Here is a 25,735-nt window from a genome sequence, read left to right as displayed (position 1 = left end):
CTCCTTATTGCAAAAATCTACTTATATTTATCACCTTATTAAAAAACACAAGTAATCCAAATACAACCATAATGAGTCCACTAATTATTGGAATATATTTCATAAACTTATCCGCCTTATTCATTAGTCTGGTAAACCCATTTATAAATAATGCAGTCAATATAAATGGTATTGCCATTCCTATAGAATATACCAGTAGTAAATAGATTCCCTTTGAAATAGTAGAAGCCCCACCTGCATACATAAGTATTGATGCCAATACTGGTCCAAAGCAAGGAGTCCATCCAGCTGCAAATGCCATTCCCATTAGAATAGAACTAAACCAATTAGTGACTTTCTTAGGCGCCTTAGCCCTTCTTTCAAAGTTTAAAAATCTAAGTTTCAATATTCCCATCATATTTAATCCAAATAGGATTATAATAATCCCACTGATTTTACTGAAGGCTTCTTTATTTTTTACAAATATCTTACCTAGAAAACTGGCAGATGTGCCCATTATCATAAAAATAATTGTAAAGCCTATTATAAATCCAAAGGTTCTCGTTAAAGCAAATAATCTTTTCTTTTCTAGTTCATCTTCCATATCAACACCAGTAATATACATTATATAAGCTGGTATTAGGGGAAGTATACATGGGGAAAAAAAAGACAGAAACCCTGCCCCAAAAGCTATGGGTATAGAAACATCTCCTAAACTAATCATATTTCCTCCTTTATGTCAATTCTTTTATTAAACTATATTTATTAACCGCCTCTTCATATATATGTACCCTTTAAGATAATTTAAAAACTTATACTTATATTATTATTTGTATTAATTGCATATTCTGAGTTTACTTTCAAAATTTGTAGGGTATTACATAACGGAATTAGTGATATAATATTATAAATCTTACGAAGGAGGAGATTATTTTGAAAAAATTAGGCTTACTACCTAAACTAATTATTGCCATAATTATTGGTATACTAATAGGAAGTTTTGGACCACAGTGGTCCGTTAGGGTCCTTGCAACCTTCAATGGCATATTTGGCAACTTCTTAGGGTTTGCTATACCATTAATCATCATAGGGTTTGTTGCCCCTGGAATTGGTGATCTAGGTGATGGAGCTGGAAAGCTATTGGCTATTACTGCAGGAATTGCCTATGGTTCCACTATTCTTTCAGGTAGTTTAGCATACTTTGCAGGTTCCATTATATTGCCAACTTTCTTAAAATTAGGCAGTTTAAGCCTAAATGCTGCTAATCCTGAAGAGGCTTTACTAACTGGATTTTTTACAGTTGAAATGCCACCTATATTTGATGTTATGACAGCCTTATTACTTGCATTTACTTTAGGACTTGGTATTGCAGCAATTAAAGGTGATACATTAAAGAAATTTATGAATGATTTCCAAGAGATAATTGAAAAGCTTATAAACAGTATAGTAATACCTTTATTACCTTTTCATATAGCTGGAATATTTGCAAACATGACTTATGCAGGTCAAGTAGTGACTATTCTTTCTGTATTCTCAAAGGTATTCCTAATGGTAATTGCACTTCATATAATTACATTAGTTATCCAATTCTTCATTGGTGGTACAATAGCTGGAGGTAATCCTATAAGAATGTTAAAAAATATGATTCCTGCGTATTTAACAGCTATTGGAACTCAATCATCAGCAGCTACTATACCTGTTACACTGGCCCAAACTAAGAAAAATGGAGTTAAAGATGATATTGCTGACTTTGTAATTCCTCTATGTGCTACTATACACTTATCTGGAAGTACAATCACTTTAGTTTCTTGTTCTATGGCTATAATGATGTTAAATGGCATGGCTATAAGCTTTGTATCTTTCTTTCCATTTATACTAATGCTTGGTATCACTATGGTTGCAGCTCCTGGAGTTCCTGGTGGCGCAGTTATTGCAGCTTTAGGACTTCTGGAAACTATGTTAGGTTTCCCACAGCCTATGCTTTCACTAATGATAGCTTTATATGTTGCCCAAGATAGTTTTGGTACTGCAACAAACGTAACTGGAGATGGAGCTATAGCTCTTATGGTAAATAAAATTTCTGGAAACAAACTAGTTAAATAAAACTTATATTTGAAATCACCTCCCATCTATAGTATGATTTACATAAATCATACTATAGATGGGAGGATTTTAATTTGAATAAGGATGAAGTTTTATCAAGATTTTTAGATTATGTAAAAATATCAAGTCCTAGTTATAAAGAAGGAAACTTTGCTAAAAAAGTTAAAGAGGATATGGAGTTTTTAGGTTTCGATGTAACAGTTGACGATGCAGGTATAAAGGCAAATTCAGATACTGGAAATCTTATTGGATATTTGAAGGGAAATAAAGAGGCAGCTCCTATTATGTTCTGTGCTCATCTAGATACTGTAACTCCATGTGAAAATATTGAACCTATTATTGAAAATGGTATTGTCAAATCTAAAGGAAATACCATTCTTTCTGCTGATGATAAGGCTGGTATAGTTGGTATTTTAGAGGGAATCAAATATATAAAAGAAAATAATATGCCTCACGGTGATATAGAAGTAGTATTCACCATATGTGAAGAAGTTGGGCTATATGGATCTAAATATTTGGACTACTCTAAGATAAAATCTAAAACAGCCTTTATATTAGATGCTAGTGGAGAAATCGGAGGAGTAAATGTTCAGGGACCTTCCCAAGCTCAAATCTTTGCAAAATTTCATGGAAAAGCAGCCCATGCTGGTCTTAGTCCAGAAAAAGGTATAAGTGCTATTCAAATTGCCTCAAGAGCCATAGATAAAATGAATTTACTTAGAATAGATGAAGAGACCACTGCAAATGTAGGAATTATAAAAGGTGGTGCTGCAACTAATATTGTTGCAGATTTAGTTGAAATAGAATTTGAAGCTCGTAGTTTAGATGAAGAAAAGCTAAACAATCAAGTTAAACATATGGTTGATACCATGGAGGAAGCCACTAAATCTTTCAATGGCACAGTAGATACTGAAGTAAACTATTCATATCCTACTTTTAAATTAGATAAAGAAGAACCTATGTTAAAGACAATAGAAAAAGCTATGAATAAGTTAAATATTTCATATAGACCTTGTTCTACAGGTGGTGGCTCTGATACTAATATATTCAATGGAAAAGGAATCAAAACAGCTACCCTTGGAATTGGTATGTTTAATGCTCATAGTGTAGATGAATATATAGCCATAGAAGATTTAGTTAAAACTAGTCAGTTGGTTGCTGCAATAATTGAAGAAAGCATATAATTAAAAATAGGTTCGATTAATCGAACCTATTTTTTAATCTTTTCTTGAATGGGCAATCTTACTAGCAGTTGCAGCTGCTATGGCTGCAATTAAATCATCTAAAAATGTATGAACTGCAACGCCCTTCATTCCATCTATTTTTTTTATGATTCCAATCTTTTCTTTATCTAAGTATCCATAATTTGTAAGTCCTATGGTTCCATAGACATTTACTATAGATAGAGGAATTATTTCATCAATTCCATATAATCCTTCATCAGATTCAACTATATCTTGAAGTGGTTCTGGTAATAGTTTTTTTTCTGCCAATTCATCTAAAGCTATTCCTGTTAAAATAGCATGGATTATCTCTCGCTTTGTAAGTACAGCTTTAATATTCTCTACACAGAACTCCAATGTTAAATCAGGATAATAATTTTTCTGAAGCAGTAATACTATTTCTCCTATATCTTCTAATTTTACGCCTCTTCTTTCAAGCATTGCTATGGTTTGTTCATGTAATTCTTCCATATTATACTTTCCCATTATTTCCACCCCTTACTTCCTAATATTTAATATTTATTTATATATTCCCTTATTTAAGTATATATTCCCAAATAAATTAAATATATTTATGGTAAATTAAAAGAAGTTAAAGAAAAATCTTTCTTTAACCTATTCATATGATATTTATTATTTATTATATTATGCTTATCCTTTATTTCCTAGTATCTTTGATTCAAAGAATCTTCCTAGTACATATGAATAATTATTATCGCTAGTATCTCTTTAGAGATACTAGCGATAATAATTATTCGTTCTTAGGTAATAATGCAATTGCTCTAACTGGAGAACCTGTTCCGCCTCTAATCTTTAAAGGTAATCCCATATATACAAATCTCTTTCCAACAACTTTATCTAAATTACATAAATGCTCTGTATTTGTAATATCATATTCTCCACATACTAGATGGCCTGAGAAATCTAAATCATCTGGAGTTTGGTCAATTGCTGGTGAATCAACAGCAATATTTACTACTCCTTTTTCTGCTAACCATTTTGCTGACTCATAAGAAACTCCTGAATGTTTTGCACTTAGTCCACCGTATCCATTGTCTGGATATGTCCTATCATAATGTCCTGTATACATTATGAAAATATCACCTTTCTTGATTTCTAAGCCATGTTTTTCTAGAGCCTCTTCAATATCTTTTATTTCTATATAGTCTGGATATCTAATATGTCTCAAATCAACACATATAGCATCACCGAAGAAATATTCCAAAGGCATATCCTCCATTGGAGCTCCACCTGGCTTATACTCAATAACTGCATCTGAGTGAGTTCCAGCATGTTCACTCATTAAAATATTTCTTGCATAAAATCCTAATGTTTCACTGCCAGTAGCCTTCATGTTCTCTTCATGAGTTTGGTTTGTCATTATAAATGTTGGCTGATGTATACCAAACAGTGGCATACCTTGATAAATTTCTTGAGTTAGGTCGATAATCTCCCATTTTTGATTAAAATTCATATTAACACTCCTTTAGTCTTTTATATATGCACATATTAATAGCAATTCTTATGCCAATTTTTTATATCCTGCAAAGCAGCTTTCTCAATATTTTGCTTTTTGTACCAAAGCTAAAAGAAGAATTTTTTTCCTCCTCGTAATATTTAGAAAATATTCAATAATTCAAATCCTTTTGTTCATCTTCATTTAAAAGAAAAAATACCTAAAAGGAATATTTTTCCTCATAGGTATTTTTTTCCTCATAGGTATTTTTTTCCTTCTTCTATTCACTTTTACTCTCTTCTTCTATATATCTCTTTAATTTATTTCTTATGGTTCTATCAGTTATTCCAAGTATTCTTGCTGTTTCTCTTTGATTATAATTACATTCTATATAAGTAGTCTCAATAACCTTCTTCTCAATATTCTCAAGAGTTTGTCCTACGAATATTGGAATAAGTTTTTTATTTATAAATTTCTCTGATTTCTCGTCTTTATTTATATGGGATAATATATCTTTTTTAGTTAGAGTATCTCCCTCCACAAGAGCTATGGCTCTTTCCACTAGATTTTCTAATTCCCTTACATTTCCATTTAATTCATATTTCTCTAGGGTTTCAATAAAATCATATTCTACCTTTCTTATTTCTTTATTTAATAGTCTACTATATTTGTAGATAAAATAATTGGCTAAAGGAACAATATCCTCTGGTCTATCTCTTAAGGCAGGCATATGAATATTGATTACATTTAATCTATAATATAAGTCTTCTCTAAATTTTTCTTCCTTTACTAAATTAAGCAAGTCTTTATTTGTAGCAGTTATAATCCTTACATCTACAACTATAGAATCCTTGGAGCCTACAGGAGTTATTACATTTTCTTGAATTGCTTGTAATAGTTTTCCCTGTAGTCCCAACTCAATATCTCCTATTTCATCTAGAAATAATGTTCCTTCATGAGCCAATTCAAAATATCCTTTTTTATCTGTTGTAGCACCTGTAAAAGCACCTTTTTTGTATCCAAATAGTTCACTTTCTAGTAAATTCTTTGGTATTGCAGCACAATTTATTGCATAAAACTTCTTATGTCTCCTATTTCCTTGCCTATGTATTGCCTTGGCTATTAAACTTTTTCCAGTACCGCTTTCTCCAGTAATCAAGACTTTAGAATCTATATCTTTAATCTTCTCTATAGTATTTAATATACTTTTTATAGCATTAGATTTTCCTATGATTCCATCTTTGACATACTTTTCTCGAGATTCAGCACTTAGAAAATTTATTTGTTTATAAAGATTATTGACTTCAGTACCCTTTGCTATTAGAAATTCTAGTTCTTTTATGTCTATAGGTTTTGTTAAATAATGAAATACTCCACTTCTTATGGCTTCAATTGAAGATTTTATAGTACCATAGGCAGTAACAATTATTACAACAGCTTCTGGATTTATTTTTTTTATTTTAGTATATAACTCCATTCCATCTTCATTTCCTAGTTTCAAATCTAAGATGGTGACTGATATTTCATTGTTTGTATAATGTTCTAGTGCTTCTTTTGAATTATATGCTAAATAAACCTTATATTGGTTTTTAAACGCAAACTTCAAAGACTCTACTATGGCCTCATCATCATCTACAATTAATATTTTTTCCATTTTTATCACTTCCTATATCTGAAAAATTAGGGAAACCCTTACTATATTATCTATATTTTCTACCTCAATAATTCCATTATTCTCTTTAATGAGATTATATGATATAAATAATCCTAATCCTGTTCCATTTTTCTTTGTTGTAAAGAATGGGTCAAATACTTTTGAGATATTTGCTCCTGAGATTTGTTTACCATCATTTTCTATTAAAATCATCTTTTTATCATTATCTTCTTTAGCGTAAACATTTATATTTCCAATATCTTTAATCCCATCAATGGCATTTAATATTAAGTTGATTAATACTTGTTTTATTTGATTTTTATCTACATTTAATGTAAATCTTTCTTCTATATCTATATGGAACTTTATTTTCTTAAATCTGCTTGATGATTTATATAATGATTTCATAATATCATTTTCTAATAGTTCCTTTATATTTACGTTAGATACATTTGCCTCATTTGGTTTAGAATACTCTAATAGACTCGTAAAAAGTTTATTTATGTAATCCACTTGTTTTGGTACGTAGTAAATTAAAGATTCCCTAAATTCTTCATCTTCAATATGCTCTGGGATTAATTCAATAAAATTCTTAACGCTAGTAAGTGGGTTTCTTAATTCATGGGCAATATTTAATAGAAGGAATCCTAAAGACTCCATCTTATCTTTTCTAATTAAAGTTTCTTCTATTTTTTTACGTTCTGTAATATCTATAAAGTTAATTAGTACACCTACTAATACATTTTTATCATCTAATAATTTAGTATAATTAACTTCCAGATACTTTTTTTCACAGGCATTATCTATTTCTAGTTTTGCATAATAAGTATCTTCAATACCATCTAATATATGATGTATAACTGTTGTATTAAATATTTTAGCTATATCTGTTTCATAAAAAGACTTAAATAATATATTTTCTAAAGATAAAGCTAAAATACCTTCAGCAAATTTATTTACTGCAGTGATTCTACCTAATTTATCTATATATATTACTCCTGTGTCTATATTTTCTATTATCTGCTTCCCAAAATAGCCCATTTTGTGGTTAAACCAATTATCATATATTTCCTCATATTTACCATTGTCTTTTATTTTTTTCATTCCCATTCTAAACTTATTTGCAATAGCTTCATTTCCCTTTTTAAAGGCTATTCCGTACTTTGTTAAATGAATTGGCGACCCAATTAACTTTAATTTATTTTTAAACCCTTGTTTCTCAGCATAATGCAGTATTGTTAGCTTATTTCCTACTACTAAATCCACTCTGCCTTCTAATAATAGTTTTAAAGCATCCTCATGGCTAGATACTACAAATATTGATATAGGATTTTTATTGGAACTTGCTCTAGTTATTATTTCAAATCCAACATCATTCTTTTGTACTGCCACTCTATATTTATATAGATTAATGAGGTCTTTTATATCCTGCCTATTTTCCAAGGCAAAAGCAGAATGAAATACTGTAATATATTCTGCACCAAAAATATATTTCTCCTGACGATCACCAGAAAAAGACATTCCCTCAATCCCATCATAATGTCCATTGTCCATGGCCTTTATAGCCTCTGTCCAGTCCAATAAATTTACCTCAATCTCTATATTCATTTCTTTTGCTATGGCTTTACTAATATCTATGTTAAAACCATCTATTTCTCCGTTGTCATTTATAAATTCATAGGGTGGATGTTTTACATCTGCACATATTCTTACTTTTTCCATAGGGTTTCTCCTTTTATCTAAGTTAACCTTGTAAACTCTTTACCCTAATTTCAATTATATTATCACTAAAAAAGAGTTAAAGATATCTGTCTTTAACTCTTAGTAATGTACATATTTATAATTATAACAATCTCTTAATTTCTTTTGTATGTAAATACTTATCAACTGCAAATATTATTGCCAAAGCAATTACACCTAAGAGTATATCTATACTATTAGAACTGCTAATTAACATTTTTCTTGCTATTGCATACAGAATTACCTCAAGAACATTTCCAGCAGTATGACCTATTAGCATAAGTGCTAACTCTAAACCTACTACTAGAAGCAATATATGTACAAATAGTCCTTGCAAGACTACATAAGAAGAACTAGCCTCTGTAATAAACACTTTATAAATTAAAACAACTATGTCTTTACAGCTTACAATTACTGTAGCAAGTATAAACATTGCCATTATAACTTCTATCCACAGAATAAAATGTTTTATCTTCTTTTCTAATTTTTTTAAAACTGTAGGTGATTCCCCATGCATTAAGCACACTCCTCATCTTTTATTAGTTTATTTACCTTTTATTACTATTTATAGTATCACCTATTTTGAAGATAAAATCAATAACTTATTAATTATCATACTTAATTCCTTAATATATTACAAATATAGTTCTCGATAAAAATTTATCTATCATAAGAACTTAATTCTATGTTATAATAAAACTCTCTTATTATAACATATGAATTCATAAATAATTTATTTGAGCTTGGAGGTACAGATGAAAAAGCAACGATACTATTTTTCCACTCAGCATCTCAATCTTATTTTACTATCTTTTATTCCTTCCCTATTAATTATTCTAGGGTTTTTAATTGATTCTCCTAAAGAAATATTTAAAGGTTTATACGATTTAATTATAGCCCCAGATATACTGCTTACTGATTATTTAGCAGTAGGTGGCATAGGAGCTACCTTTCTAAATGCTGGGATTTTAGGTCTATTATGTATTTTCATAGTATATTTTTTAGAGATTTCTTTAACAGGACCTTTAATTGCAGCAATTTTAACTGTCATAGGCTTTAGTTTTATTGGAAAAAACATTGGAAATGTATGGCCGATTTTAGTTGGAGGATTATTATATTGTCGTCATAAAAAAATAGAATTTAAAACTATTCTAACTCCTATTCTATTTGCAACTACACTAGCTCCTGCAGTTAGTGAAATAGCATTTGGTCTTAATTTAAGTTATTATCTTAGTATTCCTTTAGGCATAGGAACTGGTATACTAATTGGATTTATTATTATTCCTGTTTCTCTTCATATTGCGCATTTTCATTCTGGATATAATTTATATAACATGGGATTTGCTGGTGGCATAATAGGAACGCTAATTACCTCTTTAATTCAAGGATTTGGATTTAGTATAAGAACTCAATCTACTCTTTCCACAGAATATAGTATATTTATGAAGTATTTATTAATTTTTATTTCTGCCTTCTATTTAATTGTAGGATATATAATGAATAATCGAAGTTTTAAAGGTTATTCTAATGTCCTAAAGACTAGCGGCCACTCATTAGGTGATTTTATCCAACGTTTTGGCTTTGGGCTTGCCTATATAAATATTGGGATAATGGGGTTTATAAGTATTCTTTATGTTTTGTTAACTAACGGTGTGTTTAATGGACCTATAGTTGCTGGAATAGTAACTGTTATGGCATTTGCTCCTTTTGGTAAACATCCTAGAAATTCAGTACCTATTTTTATTGGTGTATATCTAGCAGCTATAATAAAGATTTTTAATGCTTCTTCAACAACTGTAATTATGGCTGCATTATTTGGTACAGCATTAGCACCTATTGCAGGGTCTTATGGATTTATAGCTGGTATAATTGCTGGATTCCTTCATGTTTCTGTTGTAGCTAATGTACTAAAGGTACATAATGGATTAAATCTTTATAACAATGGATTTTCTTGCGGAATAGTAGCAGGGATTATGGTGCCAATTTTAGAAGCTTTCTCTAGAAAGGGAAAAAAAGAAAGGGATTAAAAATAGTTAAATAAGATAAAAACAAGCTAAATGACAATCATTTAGCTTGTTTTTTGATAATTAAAATGAACAAGGGCTATAGCCACAATCTTGACATTCTGAGCATCCACCACTATGCATCATAACTCCACCACACATAGGACAAGTATCTGGATCTTCTTTTATCTGTTCTTCTGCTAATTTATTTATTTCATTTTTTAATTCATCTATTTTATCTAATCTATTTTTCTTCTCTTGATTTGTAATAAGAATTCCTGACCTTGCACATCCATCACGATAAATAGTTATCCCTTTTAATCCTCTTTCCCACGCATATATATATAGTTCTCCCACTTCTTCAACTGTAAATTCATTTGGTACATTAACTGTAGATGATATACTGGCATCTATATATTGCTGCCAAGCTGCTTGAACTTCTATTCTGTCCTTATAATTTAAGTTTGAAGTAGTTATAAAAAATTCTGGTAAATCTTCTTCTTTAGATATATTGTTCCTATCCATATATTCCTTAACTATCGGTGTAAAAACTTTATAATAAGTGTCTTCATGGTGTAAAGATTCAGACTTTCTTGTATAGGACACTTGAAATATTGGCTCTACTCCATTACTACATCCTATTAATGTAGATATACTGCCTGTAGGTGGTATAGTTAATAACTGGCTATTTCTTAGTCCATATTCCCTGATCAATTCTAAGACTTCCTCTGTTGCATTTTCTAAAAGGAATGATGAACTAAGGATTGCCTCTCTGTTATATCTTGGAAATGTTCCATATTCCTTAGCCATTAAAGCTGATTGTCTTAAAGCTTCGTTAATCATAGTATGGCCTATTTTGTGAATCAAATCAATAGATTCTTTCCCTCCATATTTAATTCCTAGCTTAATAAACATATCTGCTAAGCCCATGATTCCAAGACCAATTTGTCTTAACTCCCTAGACATTTCTCTTTGTTGTTCCAATGGATGCAGCTCCATATTCTCATCTAATACTTCGTTTAAATAAATTACTCCATCCCTTACCATTTGACCAAATTTTTCGTATTCAAAATATGCATATTTTGTAAAAGGATTCTTTACAAATTCAGATAAGTTAATAGAGGATAGGTTACAACTTCCAAATGCGGGTAATGTCTCCTCAGCACAAGGGTTGACTCCTGCAAATTCAAACTCTTTATCTTCACTCATTAAATGCCATGAATTAATCCTATTTTGAAATAATACTCCAGGTTCTGCCATATTCCAATTGTTCCTAGATAACTTTTCAAATAATTCTCTAGCATTGACTTTTCTACTTATCTCTTCTCCCGTAGCCTCAACTTTAAAGTATAAATTATATTCTTCATCGTTTTTTACTGCATTCATAAATTCATTATCTATATTAACAGAAATATTGGCATAATTCACCTTAGATAAATCATTTTTAACATCAATAAAATCCTCTATATCAGGATGATTACAGTCCATATTTAGCATCAATGCTCCACGTCTGCCTCTCATACCAATTAATCCTGTAACCATGGAAAATAAATCCATGAAGGAAACTGCCCCTGTTGTAGTATTAGCAGCATTATTTACTTTAGAACCCTTTGGTCTTAATTTAGAAATAGTAAGTCCTACTCCCCCACCATAGGAATAAGTTCTTGCAAGGTATTTTGCAGTATCAAATATGGATTCAATATTATCTTCAACCTTTGGCATTACGTAACAATTTGATAAGGTAATTTTCCTTCCAAGTTTGTCTAATCCTCTACCAGCTAAAATACGTCCTGCTGGCATGAATTTCTTATCCTTTATAGCTTTTTTTATGGCGTTGTTTCCACCACTTACTCTAGTTAAAAAACTATCGAAATTCTCATTTTCATAGCGATATTTCTTTTCATATATATCTCTTTGAAGATCAGACATAATCCATCCTTGTTCCCTTAATTTCGTTCTTTCTTCTCTATATATTATATATAATTTTGCCACATCTGGACGTGATTTCATAAGTTCAATTTCTACAAAGTCTTGGATCTTTTCTATATTTACTATTTCTAATTCACTAAATTCTAAAAAAGCCTTGTGGGCAATTTCTTTGGCTAAATTTTCATCAATACTCGATTCAGTTTCTCCCATGGCTTTTTTAATAGCATTAACAATCTTATCTTCTTCAAATATAACTATATTACCATTTCGTTTTTCTACTTGTAACATATTTTTCCCCCTCCATTTAGTTAAGAATGAATAGTGAATAGTTGAGAACCTATATACATAAAGGCTTCTAACTATTCACTAGATAAACAAACTAAGCGATGTACACAAAATTGAAAACCACAATTTTGGTACCCTGCTTATATTAGTTATTCACTATTCACTATTTTCGAACTATATATGGTATATCTTATTCATTCATATACAACATATACCCAATTTATCAAATATTAGCTTAAAAATCAAAGATATTAAATTATCTTAATACAACATTTGAAGAAGGGGGGTTAATATGCCCATGATTCCACCAAGTAAAGCTCCTAACCATGTAATAGCCTTTAACTCTTTATTGGCAATATCTAAAATCAGCTTTTCTGTAAAGTTCACATCAAAACTTTGTATTTTATCCTCAACAATCTTTGATATATTAAAGAATTCAATTATTTTTGGCAATTGATTTATGGCAAACTTATCAAATATATTCCGTAAAGAATTGTATATTCTTAAAATACTATCTTCATCTATCTTTCCTACCATAGATGATATGGATTTGTTTAAAAACTCCTCCACAATATTTGCTATAAATAAATCTATACTTTTCTCAAGCTCTTCGCTTTCCAATACTTTATCTATATTTTTAGTTAAGTAATCTATTATAGCTTCCTTGTTTTCTGATTCAGAATTTCTTAATTTTTCTCCTAAGATATTTAATAATACATTGTAATTATCTTCATTGGCAATATATCCAATTAATATACATGATATTTTTTCAAATCCTTCTTCTCCAATGCCATCTAATATCTTTGGACTTATTTCTGAAACTTTTGATTCTAATAGCTTATCTAATAGAGATTTAATAAGCATTACAATATCCCTATTTGTATCTTCACTATTGATGTATTTTTCAATCATATGAAATATCTTTTCAGTTATCATATCAGGGCTTACAAATGCCATAATTACCTTACTCATATTTTTGAGCACTAATTCAGATATGGAATTTTTAAGTTTTTGTTGTATAGCAGGATCCTTAAAGCTGTTTTTTATAATATTTCCTATTTCATCTTTATTTTCATCAATATAATTATTTATGGAAGATAATATTTCTTCCGGCAATATTTCAGATAACTTCCTTTCATCACCTGATAAAGCATCTAATTTTGATTTTATTAACTCTATTATTCCTACTTTTAATTCATGAGATTTTGATAACTCTAATAAAAAATCTCTTAATTTTTCATCTAATAATCTATAAATATCTTCACAATTCATATTATTTACTTTTTCGGCAATAGACTTTGATATTAAACTTTTAAATTCATCTTTTCTAATTTGTTTTATAATTAAATCCCTTGTCTTTTCTTCTATTCTCCTTACAAATTTATTGTAATTATTGTCTAGTGTATTTTCTAAAAATACTTTTATAGATTGGTGATTTTCCTTTAATCTTTCCATATTATTATATATCCAAGACTTAATCGTATTATCTATTTCCTTATTAGAAAGAGCTTCTATTATTGTATCAGGTGACAATAGATAAACACCTACAGTCTCACCAATACTCTTAGCTATTCTATCTTTTTCTTTAGGTATTAGTCCTGGAGTAAAGGGAACTTTTATACCAAATATTTTCTTTTCATAGTGGGGCCTAAATAACATTTTTATGGCAAGCCAGTTTGTAAAATATCCTATGATGGCTCCAACTATGACAGGTATTATTAATTTCATGTTTTTCTCCTTTCGAAAACAAGAAAGTGGTTTTAGTTTACTGGCAAAGTATACTTAAACCACCTCTTTATATTACATAAGTTTACATATATTGTTAGTAAATTCTACAGGATCTTCAATAGGTAATCCCTCTATTAACAGTGCTTGATTATATAATAGATTAGTATATAATTTTAACTTTTCTTTATCATTTTCATAGGCAGATTTCAATGTCTCAAATACAGGGTGATTTACATTGATTTCTAATATTTTATCTGCTTTTATATTAGGATTGTCTGGCATCATATTTAAAACCTTTTCCATCTCTATGGAAAGATCTCCTTCTGTAGATAAACAAACTGGATGATTTTTTAGTCTTTTTGATGGTTTGATTTCATTTATTTTATTTAATAAGGTTTCTTTCATAAATCCAAATAAGTCCTTATTCTCTTCTATTTCCTTTTCATTATCTTTATCATTTTCATCAATTTCTATGCCTAAGTCTCCTGATGATACTGATTTAAATTCTTTTTCCTTATAACTCATCAATACCTTAATTGCAAATTCATCTATATCATCTGTAAAGTATAGGATTTCGTAGTCCTTATCCTTTACAACTTCAGTCTGTGGTAATTTATCTATCCTGTCAACTGACTCTCCAACCGCATAATAGATATACTTTTGTTCCTCTGGCATTCTACTTATATATTCATCTAATGTAACCATTTTCTTTTCCTTAGATGAATAGAATAAAAGTAAGTCTTGTAGAACTTCCTTATTCATACCAAAATCACTATAAACTCCAAACTTCAACTGCTTTCCAAAGCTTTCAAAGAATTTTTCATATTCTTCTCTATTATTCTTTAATACTATATTTAACTCGTCTTTTATTTTATCTTCAATCTTCTTAGCAATTAGTTTTAGCTGTCTATCATGCTGTAATATTTCCCTAGATATATTAAGAGATAGATCTTCTGAATCGACTACTCCCTTTACAAAACTAAAATAATCTGGTAAAAGATCAGCACATTTTTCCATTATAAGGACTCCATTAGAATATAATTCTAACCCTTTTTCATATTCCTTAGTATAAAAATCATAAGGTGCTTCCTGTGGTATAAATAATATGGCATTATATCTTAGAGTTCCATCTACACTTAAATGGATAGATTTCATTGGTTTATCAAAGCCAAAATGTTTTTCCATGTAAAAGTTTTCATAGTCTTCTTCTTTTAACTCATTTTTATTCTTTCTCCAAATAGGAACCATACTATTGATTATTTGTTCTTCTTTATATTCTTCGTATTCGTCTTCTGAACCTTCTTTTAATTTACTCTTTGTTATATCTAATTTAATTGGGTATCTAATGAAATCAGAATATTTTTTTATGATTCCTCTAAGTCTATATTCTTCTAAAAACTCATCATATTTTTCATCTTCTGTGTTTTCTTTTATGTTAAGTATTATATCTGTTCCTACTATGTCCTTTGTCGCTCTGTCTATGGTATATCCCTCTGCTCCTTCTGACTCCCACTTATATGCTTCTTCAGATCCAAAGGTTTTACTTACGACTGTTACCTTGTCTGCTACCATAAATGCAGAATAAAATCCAACACCAAATTGACCGATTATATCATATCCATCTTTTAATTGATTTTCATTTTTAAATGCAAAGCTTCCGCTATTGGCTATTACTCCAAGATGTTCTTCCAACTCTTCTTTAGACATTCCTATTCCTGTATCTGATATGGTTAAGGTTCTATTATCCTTATCTGCAACTATTTTGATATAATAATCATCTTTGTTGAAGGATATATTTTCATCTGTTAATGCCTTATAATAAATTTTATCTATGGCATCAGATGAGTTAGAAATTAATTCTCTTAAAAATATTTCCTTATGAGTATAGATTGAGTTGACCATAAGATCTAATAAACGTTTAGATTCTGCCCTAAATTCTCTCTTTTCCATAGTATCTTCCCTTTCTTAATTCTTATTTTAAATAAATTAGCACTCGCACCACTAGAGTGCTAATAAGAAAAATGTACCATATTTATTTTTCTATGTCAAGAATTTACATACTTTTCTTTTATATTCATAAAATTATGCCTCCAATTCTTCCTCTAAATTTAAAAGACTATCAGAAAGATAGAAACTGGTGTCCTTTACAAAAATATTTATCAAATTTTCCTCTGAACTATTGGAGTCCTTTATCTTTATAACCTCTTTACTGAGATTTTCCATTCTTCTATCTAACTGAGACACTGTAATTGCGGCTTCCCTTAACTCATCCTTTAACCTTTGAGGAACGTCACTATTATATTTATAATAAATTTTATGCTCTAAGCTTGCCCAGAAATCCATACCCATTGTTCGAATCTGAACTTCTACACAAACATCTTCAATCCTATCTGACATAAATACTGGTACTTGTAAAACCAAGTGGAGGCTTTGATACCCATTAGGCTTAGGATTTTTTATATAGTCCCTATACTTTATCACCTTCAAGTCCTTCTGTTTCTTTAACATTTCACTTATTTTATATATATCCGATACGAATGAACAAACTATCCGAATTCCAGCTATATCCTTAATATTCTCTTTTATTGAAGGAAAAGAAATCTCTAAATCTTTTCTATTTAATTTTTCTAAAATACTTTCAGGACTTTTAATTCTAGATTTCACATGCTCAATAGGATTATAGTCATGAATGTATTTGAATTCCTCATTTAAAATATTGATTTTTGTCTTTACTTCCTCAAGCCCAAACTTATAGGACATTAAAAATCTCTTTAACTCTTTTTCCATCATCTTTAATTGATTCATATTTACTGCTGCTTTTATTTCCATCTTAAACACACCTCTTCTGTCTATTTAAATTTGATTGTATATTCTTTAACGCTTTATTCTTATTCAATTTGGTAATCTGATAACAATATCTGTTCCTTTTTCTAAGCGACTTTTCACATCAATTCTCCCTTCGCACAAATCCACAATACGTTTCACAAGGGAAAGCCCTAGACCATTACCTTCTGAAGAACGTGAGGAGTCCCCTTGATAAAATTTTTCAAATACATGATGTCTAGTATCATCATTCATTCCTATACCATTATCAGAAATCTTGACCTTAACATAGCTTCCCTCATTACGGCATTTTACTGTAATTTCTCCGCCCTTATGGCTGAATTTAATTGCATTTCCTAACAAATTTAACCAAACATGAGACAACATTTCTTCATTTCCATAATACCCAATTGAGTCCAACTCAACACTAAAACTAATATCCTTCCTCTCCCACTCCATCTGTAATAGTAATATACAGTTCCTAAGCTGCTCGTCCAATGAAAACAACTTTTTGTCTGTAACTATTTCTTGATTCTCAAGTTTTGTTAAAAGCAAAATGTTCTAGGACATATTTGTAAGTCTTTCCGACTCTCTAATTATTATATCAATATACTCCTTACGCATTTCATCTGTTAAAGTAGAATTTTTAAGTTGTCTTGCAAATCCTCGTATAGACACTATTGGTGTTCTGAACTCATGGGAGAAGTTATTAATAAAGTTCTTTCTAAACATCTCAATACTGCTTAATTCATTTGTCATAGTGTTAAAACTTCTAATAAGTTTATCTATTTCATAATTTTTCTCAAGTTCTTTTACCTTAACACTAAAATTGCCCCTGGATACCTCTTGAGTTGCCTCAATCAATTGATTTAAAGGTCTTAAAAAGTGATTTCCTATGGGAAAAGTAAGAATCGTTCCAATGATTGTACTTACAATAAGCCCAATCATTAAAAATAGTCTTGGAGTTATCCTTATATAAGAAATAATGTTGCATTTAATCAAAACAAACAAGATAATACCTGCTAATATACTAGAAAATATCATAATTATAAATACAAGAATGACAAGACTAAAATTTAGGCTTCGGAGTCTATTCACTTACCTTTCACCGCCTTATAACCTAACCCACGTATTGTAATGATTTCAAAGTCTTCATTATCCTTAAAACGCCATATACACAAAAAACCAAACCAGCTCTCTGGAGGGCAAATGCAAAGAGTTACCATAGCCCGTGCCCTTGCAAATGATCCAGACATCATTCTAGCAGATGAACCTACAGGTGCCCTTCATACTCAGTCTTTCTACTGGTTTCAAAATTCAAATTGATAAATTTCAAAGAGATGCTCTTTCAGAATTTCCTATTATAATCTCTCAAAATACCATGGATGCTGATAAAGAAAGCCTTGAAAAATATATGGAGAAAAGACTAATAATGCAAAAGATAATATTGTAGAATTTATTTAAGTATATATAAAAAAAACATCTCAAACTGCTTATTAAAGCAGTTTGAGATGTTTTTTTGTCTACTATCTTTCATCTTTTAATCTAAGAAATAATGTACTCTCTATCTCTATATGTTCGCATAAGTTTTTTTCTAAATCTTTTAATCTATCATAAGTATTTTCATAAGTCGGACAACTGGTAGGTGGAATTAAATAATCATCTGTTACTTTTCTAATTTCCTTTACTAGTTCTTCTATTTCTTTATTATCCATCTCAACGCTTTTGATTCCTTCCAGTACTTCCTCTAATAAATCCTTTGATTTATCCCTATCATAGTCCCTTATGCTATAGAATAATGCTCTTTCTTCCTTTATTATATGGGATTCTAAAGTAGTCTTTAGTCGTCCGTATAGTTCATGAACCTTCTCTAAAACATCTCCCATATCTTCAAAATGAACTTTAAATATTGTATATACTAATTTCTCTAACTCAGGTAATTCCTTTTTTAATGGAGTATGATGATTCTTTAAAATATATTCAATTGTTTTAGAATAACTTTCAGTCTCAAAATTCGCCATATAAATCCTCCTAATTTTATGCATATTCTAATTTTAGTGATACCCTATTGGAAATTAATTAATCTATAAAATCTAAAAGTTATACTACTAATAATAAAATAATCACATAAAAAGGTATCCTTAAAGGATACCTTTAAAACCAAGGTAAATAATTCATAACACTTATTGTAAGCATAGTAGTCATACCCATAGCTAATACATTTGGTATGACTCCATGGAGATGGTCTGGAAGATTTCTATTTAACAATTCAGCAAAGGGTGCCCCTATTATTGCACCAAGTATTGAAGAAAGTAGTATTACAGGTATAGTAGTTCCAAATGTTAAAACACAAAATGGGGCTATACTTACCACTGGTACATAAGTAGGATACCAACCATTTTCCAAATGTTTTCTACCATAGAGATATACTGACACCCCCCCACTTAACAATTGAGAAAATAATATTGCTGGAAAAACTTGAGATCCTAGGAATCCGTGCTTTGAGTTTAAAAGCCAATCTATTATAGCTCCAATTATTAAAAAAAGAGAGGCTATTTCATTTCCATAAAAAAGTGGGTCTGTTAAATCTGCCAAAGTTCTCCTAATAATCCATAGAGGATTTTTTAAGATATTATACATTTCTTCTTCTGTAGGCTTTGGTCCATAGTCTATAGTATTAAATGACTTTTTTTCCATCCATGGAAGTAAACTACAAACTTGTAATGTTATAGTTATGGAGCTTGCCAATGCAAAGTAATTAGCCACAGTTCCTGGCATCCCAACTGGTATCATTATGTAATTATTAATCCAGTTAGCTATAGGAACTGTAAGTGTTCCTCCTAAAATTGAACCTGTAAACAATGCTTTAATACTAGGTCCATAGATGCATAATACTGCCTGTGGTGCTCCTACTAATAATAGAAATGTAGGTAACCAAGTATAGCTTTCATTGTCTAAAAGACTCAAGTAGTTCAATATAAATATAGATATTGACATCGTCAAAATCTGTGATGTAAATATCCAAGGCCATATATTTAAACCATAAGATATATTTATACCAGCATATCTAGAATTTTTAACATCTAGTCTCCAAGCAAGTATAGCTCCTATTATAAGACCTATACTTGCGAATAATCCTCCATAAAACTGCCCCTCTGAAAAATCTTTTATCATCCAAATAAACTTAAATATTATATTATTTCCCATTATCCCCTCTATGATAGATTCATAGGGAATCCAATCTGTTACAATTACAATATTAGACAATAATAAATACAATATAAGACCTACAAGAGAGATTATCACAAGTCCGAGAAAAGATGCTGTAGTACTATTAGTGATTTTTTTCTTTTCACTTATCATATTATACCTTCTTTCTTATATTTTCTGGTATTTAATTGATGAAAATCACTTGAATTCTTACATATGGCTGGAGATATATCTCCAGCCATATACAGCAATATTTACTACTTCTTTTTTGATTTTTAATTACTTTATAGATTCAATTGATGGTATTACTTTATAATTTTCAACATCTACTACTCCCTTGTCAGTTATCTTCCACTTTGGACTTGTAGATAGAGAAAGGAATGCTAAATGCATAAATGGTGCAGGTATAGAACATTTTAGAACCTCTTTTGCCTTTTTATGGAGTTCAGTCATTTTATCTGTAAGTTCATAAGCTGTTAACTCATCTGTCATAAGTCCAGATATTCTAAGTGGCAATTCATCTACTACTTCTCCGTCCTTAGCGATAACAACTCCACCTTGCAGTTCTATAACTCTATTTACAGCTACTGCCATATCTTCATAATTAGTTCCTATGACTATTAGATTATGGGTATCATGGGATACTGTCTCTGCAAAAGCTCCTTCTTTAAGATCGAATCCCTTCACAAAGGACTTACCTATATCCTTTTGCCCATGTCTGCCAACTACTGCAACCGGGAGTAAATCCTCCACATTTGATTTTACATATCCATTTTCAACCGGCAATTCTACCTGTAGCTTTTCTGATAAATTGTTTAGTGGTATAAGTCCTATACAGTTTGCCAATACCTTATCATCATTAGAAGCTATCATCAAATCCTCAGCAGTTATTGGATCTCTCTTTACTGATTTCTTAACTGTATCTGGATAAGTATAGACTGGAAGGTCGATTAAAAGTTCTTTATTTTCAGCTATTTTTTCTCCTTTTAAAAATACTTGAGTTACATTCATATCTTCAAGCTTTCCGTCTATAACTGCTATATCAGCATATTTTCCCGGTGCTAATACTCCTATTTCACTAAGTCCTAACCAAGTAGCTGGGTTTATAGTAGCCATTTGAATAGCTTCAACTGGGTCTACTCCCTCTTTTATAGTTCTCCTTATAATATCATTCATATGTCCTTTGTTTATAATATCTTCAGCTAACATATCATCAGTTGCTATTATCGCTCTTCTAGAGTCTAATCCATCTTCAGTTATAGCTCTTACAGATTGAGCCATATTATATTGAGTAGATCCTTCTCTCATTAGCACGTACACACCATATCTTAATTTTTCAACTGCTTCTTCCTTAGTTGTAGTCTCGTGACAAGATATATCTGTTCCACCGCAGATTATATGGGCCGCTAGTTCTTCTCCAAATAGTCCAGCTATATTTCCATCAACTTGCTTTCCAATTGATCTTGCATATACTGTGGAAGCTATTGTATCCTTTATAACTTCATAATTATGCTCATATACAAATTTTATAGTAGTTACTCCTTGTGTCTCTCCTATTCCTGTGACAGTTTCCCAAGAAAGCATTTCTGGTATGTCTTTTGATGTTATATTTTTTCCTGCTGTTTCAAGTCCTGGTGAATCTGGAGTTAAAGCAGGAACTCTTAAGTACACGTGCTGTGGAAGAGTGGCTACTTCTTCAGCCATTGCCTTCATTCCAACTTTTCCTAGTACATTTCCTATTTCATGTGGGTCTGATATAAGGCAAGTTGTACCTGTAGGTAGAGATAATCTTGAGAATTCAGTAGCTGTAAGCATGGCAGATTCAAAATGCATATGTGCATCTATAAAGCCTGGCGTTATATATTTTCCTGTGACGTCTACTATTTCAGTTTTAGGTCCTTTAAGCTTTGAACAATTTCCAACCATTAATATATACTCACCTGTAATGGCTACCTCTGCTTCATAGATTTCTTTAGTAATAACGTTTACAACTTTACCACCTGCTAATACCTTATCTGCATAAACATTCTCATCTAATAAGGTATCTACTAGGTGGAGCCTATCTGCCACTAGTTTCAGACTCTTTGTATCTAACATTTACACATACCCCCTTATTTTTTATATTGCAATTCATTATATAAGCAACTCCTGTGCCAAGTTTCAGAAAACAAAATATTCATCAAAGAAAGGTGTGTAAATTGCCAATCTTTTGCTTTTTAAAATTTTTCTATAATTCTTGTAATTCGATTATATAACCATAAGATGTTACAATATGCTTTTTAAACGTATATAATATTTCTCTGGTATAACTATAAAACAAGGAAAATAATTCCTCATTTTATATGTTTAAATATTTAACATTTGCTTAGCTATGTTTCAAACAAAATAAACACAAGAGGAAAAAAGTTCCTATATGAGAACTCTTTTCCTCTTGTATTATATAAGGGGCTATTAATGTATAATTTTGTCTAGTACTAATGTCTACCATAGTAATAATCCATATTATGCTCTTTAGGAATTTTTGTTGCAACTAAACTTTACTTTTATGGTAAAATATAGATAATACTTTTATTAGGGAGGTAAATATGAATAATTTAGAAAAATATGCTGAACTTGCTGTAAAAGTTGGAGTTAATTTAAAGGAAAAAGAGGGGTTAATAATAACAGGAAACGCAGAAACATTACCCCTAGCCAGACTTATGATGAAGAAAGCTTATGAAATCGGTGCAAAGCATGTTGAATTTATGTTAAATGATGATGAAATGAGTTTAATAAAATTTGAAAATGGGAAAGATTTTGTATTTGAAAATTTTCCACAGTGGAAAGTGGGTTCTTTAGAAGCTATGTATAAAGACAATTATCATCATATTTTTATTTTAGCATCTGACCCTGAACTATTAAAAGATGTAGATGGTGAAAAAATTGCCACAAGTCAAAAGTCTGCTTCTAAGGCTATGGCTCATGTAATGAAATATAGAATGACAGGAATTACAAAATGGAATATAGTAGCCATGCCATCACCAGCTTGGGCTAAATCTGTATTTCCAGAATTAGATGAAAAAGAAGCCATAGATAAACTATGGGAGAAAATATTTGCAGCCACTAGAGTTGATCAAGATGACCCAGTAAAAGCATGGGAGATTCATGATAAAAATCTTAAAAAATATAGAAACTTTTTAAATGAAAAACAGTTTGATAAATTAGTATTTAAAGGTCCAGGTACAGATTTAGAGGTATACTTAGCTGAAGATCATTTTTGGATGGGTGGTGCAAAAGAAAGTCAAAGTGGACATTCCTATGTTGCAAATATTCCCACAGAAGAAGTATTTACTACACCTCATCGCTTAAAGGTAAATGGTACTCTTAAATCTACCAAGCCTCTTAGTTTAAATGGAAAAATCGTAGATAATTTTGGATTTACATTTAAAGATGGAAAAGTTGTAGATTTTTATGCAGAAAAGGGTAAAGATGTTCTTGAAAAGCTTTTAGAAAATGACGAAGGTGCTAAATATTTAGGCGAAGTTGCCTTGGTACAAGATGATTCTCCTATTTCTAATACAGGCATATTATTTAATGAAACTCTATTTGATGAAAATGCTTCTTGTCACTTTGCCTTAGGTCGTGCCTATGCTTATGCCATGAGGAATGGTTCAAATATGACTCAAGAAGAATTAGAAGCTAAGGGTTCAAACTTTAGTTTAATCCATGTGGATTTTATGGTGGGTGGACCTGAGCTAAGCATTATGGCCTATGAAAAGAGTGGAAATGAAGTAGAATTATTTAGAAACGGAAATTGGGTATTTTAAAACCAGCGGGAAATCCCGCTGGTTTTATTTATCTCCTTCTACTATTTCATTGTCTTCATAACTAATCCAATCACTATATCCACCTACGTAAAATTTGGGCTTCAATCCTATTTCTTCCATGAACATTAGATTTACTGTTCCTGTAATACCTGAACCACAGTGAACTATTACTTCCTTATAGTCTTTCAATGGTTTAAAATATTCTTCCAGTTCTTCCTTAGGCTTTATTCCATCTTCTACTAAATTAGTCCATGGATAATTTAAAGCACTTGGAATATGCCCTGCTACTTTATCTATTGTCTCTATTTTCCCGATATATCTTTCATAGGCCCTTGAATCTATTATGGCTATGTCTTTATCGGTAATTACTTTTTTTACATAATCCATATCCACTTCCATTGATGGGGCTAAATTTAGAGTTAAGGAGTTTGATTTCTTTACTTTAGGAATTTCTGTAGTCAATTCTAAATCATTTTCTACCCAAGATTTTATACCCCCTTCTAAAACATAAACCTTGTTTTTTCCAGAATATTTTAGAATCCACCACAATCTACCTGCCATAGCTAACTCTCCATCATCGTAAATAACTACAGTAGAGTTATCTTCTATACCAAGACTTTTCATGTTTTCTATAAATTCATCCATATTAGGCAATGGGTGTCTGCCTCCATGTTCCCTTAATTCTCCAGTCATAACTTCTTCCATTGACACAAATTGTGCACCTTTAATATGCCCTTTATTATATTCATTAAAACCGTAGCTAGGATCATTTAACTCAGCTCTAGTATCTAATATAATTAAGTCTTCCTTTGATATATTGTTTTTCAGCCATTCTTGAGATATGATATTTTTCATGTTTCCTCCAATATATTTTAATAGTTTCTAGTTCTTATTTGTTACCCAAATAATTTTAATATATACAATTAAATGATTTAATTATTCTCTTGAAGTATTTTAAAAATTGTATTGAAAAGACTGTAGCCAAAGATGTGGTAAAATAAAACCAGCAGGAAATCCCACTGGTTTTATTTTACTATCATATACTTTCCATTATAATGAATTATCTCTATATCTCCATATATTTTATTAAACACTTCTTGAATAAATCCACTATCTATATCCTTTATATAAAAATCAGCAAACTTCTTTTTATCTTTTAACACTATAATTCTATCACAGTAGCTTAGTGCCATATTAGGATCATGCAAAGTTATTAGCCCAGACTTTCTTTCCTTTTTTATTACTTCCCTTATCTTTGACAAAATCATATGGCTGTTATTAAAGTCAAGAGCACTATTTGGCTCATCAAATAACATAAATTGTGAATTCTGCATTAAAGATCTGGCTATAATAACTAGCTGCTTTTGTCCTTCACTTAACTGGAGAAAGTTTTTATTAGCACGTTCTCCCATATTCATTTTTTCTAGTATATCATGAGCAATTTTTCTATGCTCATTAGTTGGATGGCTAAAAGTTCCAAGATAGGGGGTAATTCCCATTAATACAACCTCTAACACTGTTGTATCATATATTATACTGTGGCGTTGGGGCATAAAAGAAATATACTTTGCCCTTTCTTTTTCCTTATATTTCATCATATCTTTATTATCTATCAAACATTTACCACTTTTCGGTCTAAGCAGTCCGCAAATCACCTTTAATAAAGTTGTTTTCCCAGTACCATTTAAACCTAAAAGAGCAGTGAATTCCCCTTTTTTCATATGAAAACTAATATCATCAACTATTAACTCTCTCCCATAACTAGCAACTATATTTTCAATTTTTAATACCTCCAT

General features: G+C 30.4%; 21 protein-coding genes and 1 pseudogene. 5 read left to right on the top strand and 17 right to left on the bottom strand.

Annotation, left to right across the window (positions count from 1 at the left end):
- Positions 1-4: 4 nt before the first annotated feature.
- Entirely contained in the window at positions 5-703 is a 699-nt protein-coding gene (locus tag RBU61_RS01185) for a cytochrome c biogenesis protein CcdA (protein WP_308877593.1), read from the bottom strand.
- Positions 704-912: 209 nt separating this feature from the next.
- Here RBU61_RS01185 and RBU61_RS01180 point away from each other — a divergent pair, with 209 nt between their 5' ends.
- Together RBU61_RS01180 and RBU61_RS01175 are read left to right on the top strand one after the other, a co-directional pair.
- Positions 913-2,082: a dicarboxylate/amino acid:cation symporter gene (locus RBU61_RS01180; protein ID WP_308877591.1), complete on the top strand. Its 1,170-nt coding sequence runs from the start codon at positions 913-915 to the stop codon at positions 2,080-2,082.
- 74 nt (positions 2,083-2,156) lie between these two features.
- Positions 2,157-3,266, top strand: coding sequence for a M20/M25/M40 family metallo-hydrolase (locus RBU61_RS01175; RefSeq protein ID WP_308877589.1), 1,110 nt, complete (start codon positions 2,157-2,159; stop codon positions 3,264-3,266).
- 33 nt (positions 3,267-3,299) lie between these two features.
- Here the strand turns inward: RBU61_RS01175 and RBU61_RS01170 are convergent, their stop codons facing one another.
- From RBU61_RS01170 to RBU61_RS01150, 5 genes are all read right to left on the bottom strand, one after another.
- Positions 3,300-3,791 (bottom strand): phosphatidylglycerophosphatase A, encoded by a 492-nt coding sequence (locus RBU61_RS01170; protein WP_308877588.1) that lies wholly within the window; start codon positions 3,789-3,791, stop codon positions 3,300-3,302.
- 265 nt (positions 3,792-4,056) lie between these two features.
- On the bottom strand, positions 4,057-4,779 hold the full coding sequence (locus RBU61_RS01165) for a cyclase family protein (RefSeq protein ID WP_308877587.1): 723 nt from the start codon (positions 4,777-4,779) through the stop codon (positions 4,057-4,059).
- Positions 4,780-5,041: 262 nt separating this feature from the next.
- Positions 5,042-6,415: a sigma-54 dependent transcriptional regulator gene (locus RBU61_RS01160; RefSeq protein WP_308877585.1), complete on the bottom strand. Its 1,374-nt coding sequence runs from the start codon at positions 6,413-6,415 to the stop codon at positions 5,042-5,044.
- Between the two features lie 12 nt (positions 6,416-6,427).
- Positions 6,428-8,137, bottom strand: a complete 1,710-nt coding sequence (locus RBU61_RS01155) for a transporter substrate-binding domain-containing protein (RefSeq protein ID WP_308877584.1) — start codon at positions 8,135-8,137, stop codon at positions 6,428-6,430.
- A 121-nt stretch (positions 8,138-8,258) separates the two neighbouring features.
- Positions 8,259-8,672, bottom strand: a complete 414-nt coding sequence (locus RBU61_RS01150) for a hypothetical protein (RefSeq protein ID WP_308877583.1) — start codon at positions 8,670-8,672, stop codon at positions 8,259-8,261.
- Positions 8,673-8,910: 238 nt separating this feature from the next.
- Between RBU61_RS01150 and RBU61_RS01145 the strand changes: the two genes are divergently transcribed.
- The gene (locus RBU61_RS01145) at positions 8,911-10,182 is read left to right on the top strand and encodes a DUF1576 domain-containing protein (RefSeq protein ID WP_308877582.1); all 1,272 of its coding nucleotides are present in this window, start codon (positions 8,911-8,913) and stop codon (positions 10,180-10,182) included.
- Between the two features lie 60 nt (positions 10,183-10,242).
- Here the strand turns inward: RBU61_RS01145 and RBU61_RS01140 are convergent, their stop codons facing one another.
- From RBU61_RS01140 to RBU61_RS01115, 6 genes are all read right to left on the bottom strand, one after another.
- On the bottom strand, positions 10,243-12,375 hold the full coding sequence (locus tag RBU61_RS01140) for an adenosylcobalamin-dependent ribonucleoside-diphosphate reductase (protein ID WP_308877581.1): 2,133 nt from the start codon (positions 12,373-12,375) through the stop codon (positions 10,243-10,245).
- Positions 12,376-12,633: 258 nt separating this feature from the next.
- Positions 12,634-14,100 (bottom strand): DUF445 family protein, encoded by a 1,467-nt coding sequence (locus tag RBU61_RS01135; protein WP_308877580.1) that lies wholly within the window; start codon positions 14,098-14,100, stop codon positions 12,634-12,636.
- A gap of 72 nt (positions 14,101-14,172) precedes the next feature.
- Entirely contained in the window at positions 14,173-16,050 is a 1,878-nt protein-coding gene (gene htpG / locus RBU61_RS01130) for a molecular chaperone HtpG (RefSeq protein WP_308877579.1), read from the bottom strand.
- A gap of 132 nt (positions 16,051-16,182) precedes the next feature.
- Positions 16,183-16,929, bottom strand: coding sequence for a GTP pyrophosphokinase family protein (locus RBU61_RS01125; RefSeq protein WP_308877578.1), 747 nt, complete (start codon positions 16,927-16,929; stop codon positions 16,183-16,185).
- A 63-nt stretch (positions 16,930-16,992) separates the two neighbouring features.
- Complete coding sequence (locus tag RBU61_RS01120; protein WP_308877577.1) at positions 16,993-17,478, bottom strand: HAMP domain-containing sensor histidine kinase; 486 nt, start codon at positions 17,476-17,478, stop codon at positions 16,993-16,995.
- A gap of 6 nt (positions 17,479-17,484) precedes the next feature.
- Entirely contained in the window at positions 17,485-17,934 is a 450-nt protein-coding gene (locus RBU61_RS01115; RefSeq protein ID WP_308877576.1) for a histidine kinase dimerization/phospho-acceptor domain-containing protein, read from the bottom strand.
- 144 nt (positions 17,935-18,078) lie between these two features.
- Between RBU61_RS01115 and RBU61_RS01110 the strand changes: the two are divergent.
- Positions 18,079-18,222, top strand: a pseudogene (locus RBU61_RS01110) (ATP-binding cassette domain-containing protein); the annotation flags it as partial.
- A 227-nt stretch (positions 18,223-18,449) separates the two neighbouring features.
- Here RBU61_RS01110 and RBU61_RS01105 read toward each other — a convergent pair.
- The 3 genes from RBU61_RS01105 to RBU61_RS01095 all read right to left on the bottom strand — a co-directional run bounded on the left by RBU61_RS01105 (position 18,450) and on the right by RBU61_RS01095 (position 22,230).
- Positions 18,450-18,944: a hemerythrin domain-containing protein gene (locus RBU61_RS01105; protein ID WP_308877575.1), complete on the bottom strand. Its 495-nt coding sequence runs from the start codon at positions 18,942-18,944 to the stop codon at positions 18,450-18,452.
- Positions 18,945-19,077: 133 nt separating this feature from the next.
- Positions 19,078-20,286, bottom strand: coding sequence for a hypothetical protein (locus tag RBU61_RS01100; RefSeq protein WP_308877573.1), 1,209 nt, complete (start codon positions 20,284-20,286; stop codon positions 19,078-19,080).
- 126 nt (positions 20,287-20,412) lie between these two features.
- Positions 20,413-22,230 carry an adenine deaminase C-terminal domain-containing protein gene (locus RBU61_RS01095; RefSeq protein ID WP_308877571.1) on the bottom strand — a complete coding sequence of 606 codons (1,818 nt, stop codon included), beginning with the start codon at positions 22,228-22,230 and terminating at the stop codon, positions 20,413-20,415.
- 488 nt (positions 22,231-22,718) lie between these two features.
- Here RBU61_RS01095 and RBU61_RS01090 point away from each other — a divergent pair, with 488 nt between their 5' ends.
- Positions 22,719-23,939 carry an aminopeptidase gene (locus RBU61_RS01090; protein WP_308877569.1) on the top strand — a complete coding sequence of 407 codons (1,221 nt, stop codon included), beginning with the start codon at positions 22,719-22,721 and terminating at the stop codon, positions 23,937-23,939.
- 24 nt (positions 23,940-23,963) lie between these two features.
- On the opposite strand, the gene RBU61_RS01085 is transcribed toward RBU61_RS01090, so the two are convergent.
- Both RBU61_RS01085 and RBU61_RS01080 read right to left on the bottom strand, forming a co-directional pair.
- A complete protein-coding gene (locus tag RBU61_RS01085; protein WP_308877568.1) occupies positions 23,964-24,794 on the bottom strand; it encodes a sulfurtransferase in 831 nt (276 codons plus the stop codon).
- Between the two features lie 170 nt (positions 24,795-24,964).
- Entirely contained in the window at positions 24,965-25,735 is a 771-nt protein-coding gene (locus tag RBU61_RS01080; protein ID WP_308877567.1) for an ABC transporter ATP-binding protein, read from the bottom strand.

This window comes from Tissierella sp. MB52-C2, assembly GCF_030931715.1.
In the GTDB taxonomy this organism is placed as follows: Bacteria; Bacillota; Clostridia; order Tissierellales; family Tissierellaceae; genus Tissierella.
Note: the sequence above shows the minus strand (reverse complement) of the source record. Positions and strands in the feature narration are given on the sequence as shown.

What these genes read in the sequence shown, in the direction of transcription:
- RBU61_RS01105 (WP_308877575.1), bottom strand. Translation starts at nt 18,944, where the DNA reads ATGGCGAATTTTGAGACTGAAAGTTATTCTAAAACAATTGAATATATT.
- RBU61_RS01170 (WP_308877588.1), bottom strand. Translation starts at nt 3,791, where the DNA reads ATGGGAAAGTATAATATGGAAGAATTACATGAACAAACCATAGCAATG.
- RBU61_RS01125 (WP_308877578.1), bottom strand. Translation starts at nt 16,929, where the DNA reads ATGGAAATAAAAGCAGCAGTAAATATGAATCAATTAAAGATGATGGAA.
- RBU61_RS01145 (WP_308877582.1), top strand. Translation starts at nt 8,911, where the DNA reads ATGAAAAAGCAACGATACTATTTTTCCACTCAGCATCTCAATCTTATT.
- RBU61_RS01135 (WP_308877580.1), bottom strand. Translation starts at nt 14,100, where the DNA reads ATGAAATTAATAATACCTGTCATAGTTGGAGCCATCATAGGATATTTT.
- RBU61_RS01165 (WP_308877587.1), bottom strand. Translation starts at nt 4,779, where the DNA reads ATGAATTTTAATCAAAAATGGGAGATTATCGACCTAACTCAAGAAATT.
- RBU61_RS01160 (WP_308877585.1), bottom strand. Translation starts at nt 6,415, where the DNA reads ATGGAAAAAATATTAATTGTAGATGATGATGAGGCCATAGTAGAGTCT.
- RBU61_RS01155 (WP_308877584.1), bottom strand. Translation starts at nt 8,137, where the DNA reads ATGGAAAAAGTAAGAATATGTGCAGATGTAAAACATCCACCCTATGAA.
- RBU61_RS01080 (WP_308877567.1), bottom strand. Translation starts at nt 25,735, where the DNA reads ATGGAGGTATTAAAAATTGAAAATATAGTTGCTAGTTATGGGAGAGAG.
- RBU61_RS01085 (WP_308877568.1), bottom strand. Translation starts at nt 24,794, where the DNA reads ATGAAAAATATCATATCTCAAGAATGGCTGAAAAACAATATATCAAAG.
- RBU61_RS01140 (WP_308877581.1), bottom strand. Translation starts at nt 12,375, where the DNA reads ATGTTACAAGTAGAAAAACGAAATGGTAATATAGTTATATTTGAAGAA.
- RBU61_RS01100 (WP_308877573.1), bottom strand. Translation starts at nt 20,286, where the DNA reads ATGATAAGTGAAAAGAAAAAAATCACTAATAGTACTACAGCATCTTTT.
- RBU61_RS01185 (WP_308877593.1), bottom strand. Translation starts at nt 703, where the DNA reads ATGATTAGTTTAGGAGATGTTTCTATACCCATAGCTTTTGGGGCAGGG.
- RBU61_RS01150 (WP_308877583.1), bottom strand. Translation starts at nt 8,672, where the DNA reads ATGCATGGGGAATCACCTACAGTTTTAAAAAAATTAGAAAAGAAGATA.
- htpG (WP_308877579.1), bottom strand. Translation starts at nt 16,050, where the DNA reads ATGGAAAAGAGAGAATTTAGGGCAGAATCTAAACGTTTATTAGATCTT.
- RBU61_RS01095 (WP_308877571.1), bottom strand. Translation starts at nt 22,230, where the DNA reads ATGTTAGATACAAAGAGTCTGAAACTAGTGGCAGATAGGCTCCACCTA.
- RBU61_RS01090 (WP_308877569.1), top strand. Translation starts at nt 22,719, where the DNA reads ATGAATAATTTAGAAAAATATGCTGAACTTGCTGTAAAAGTTGGAGTT.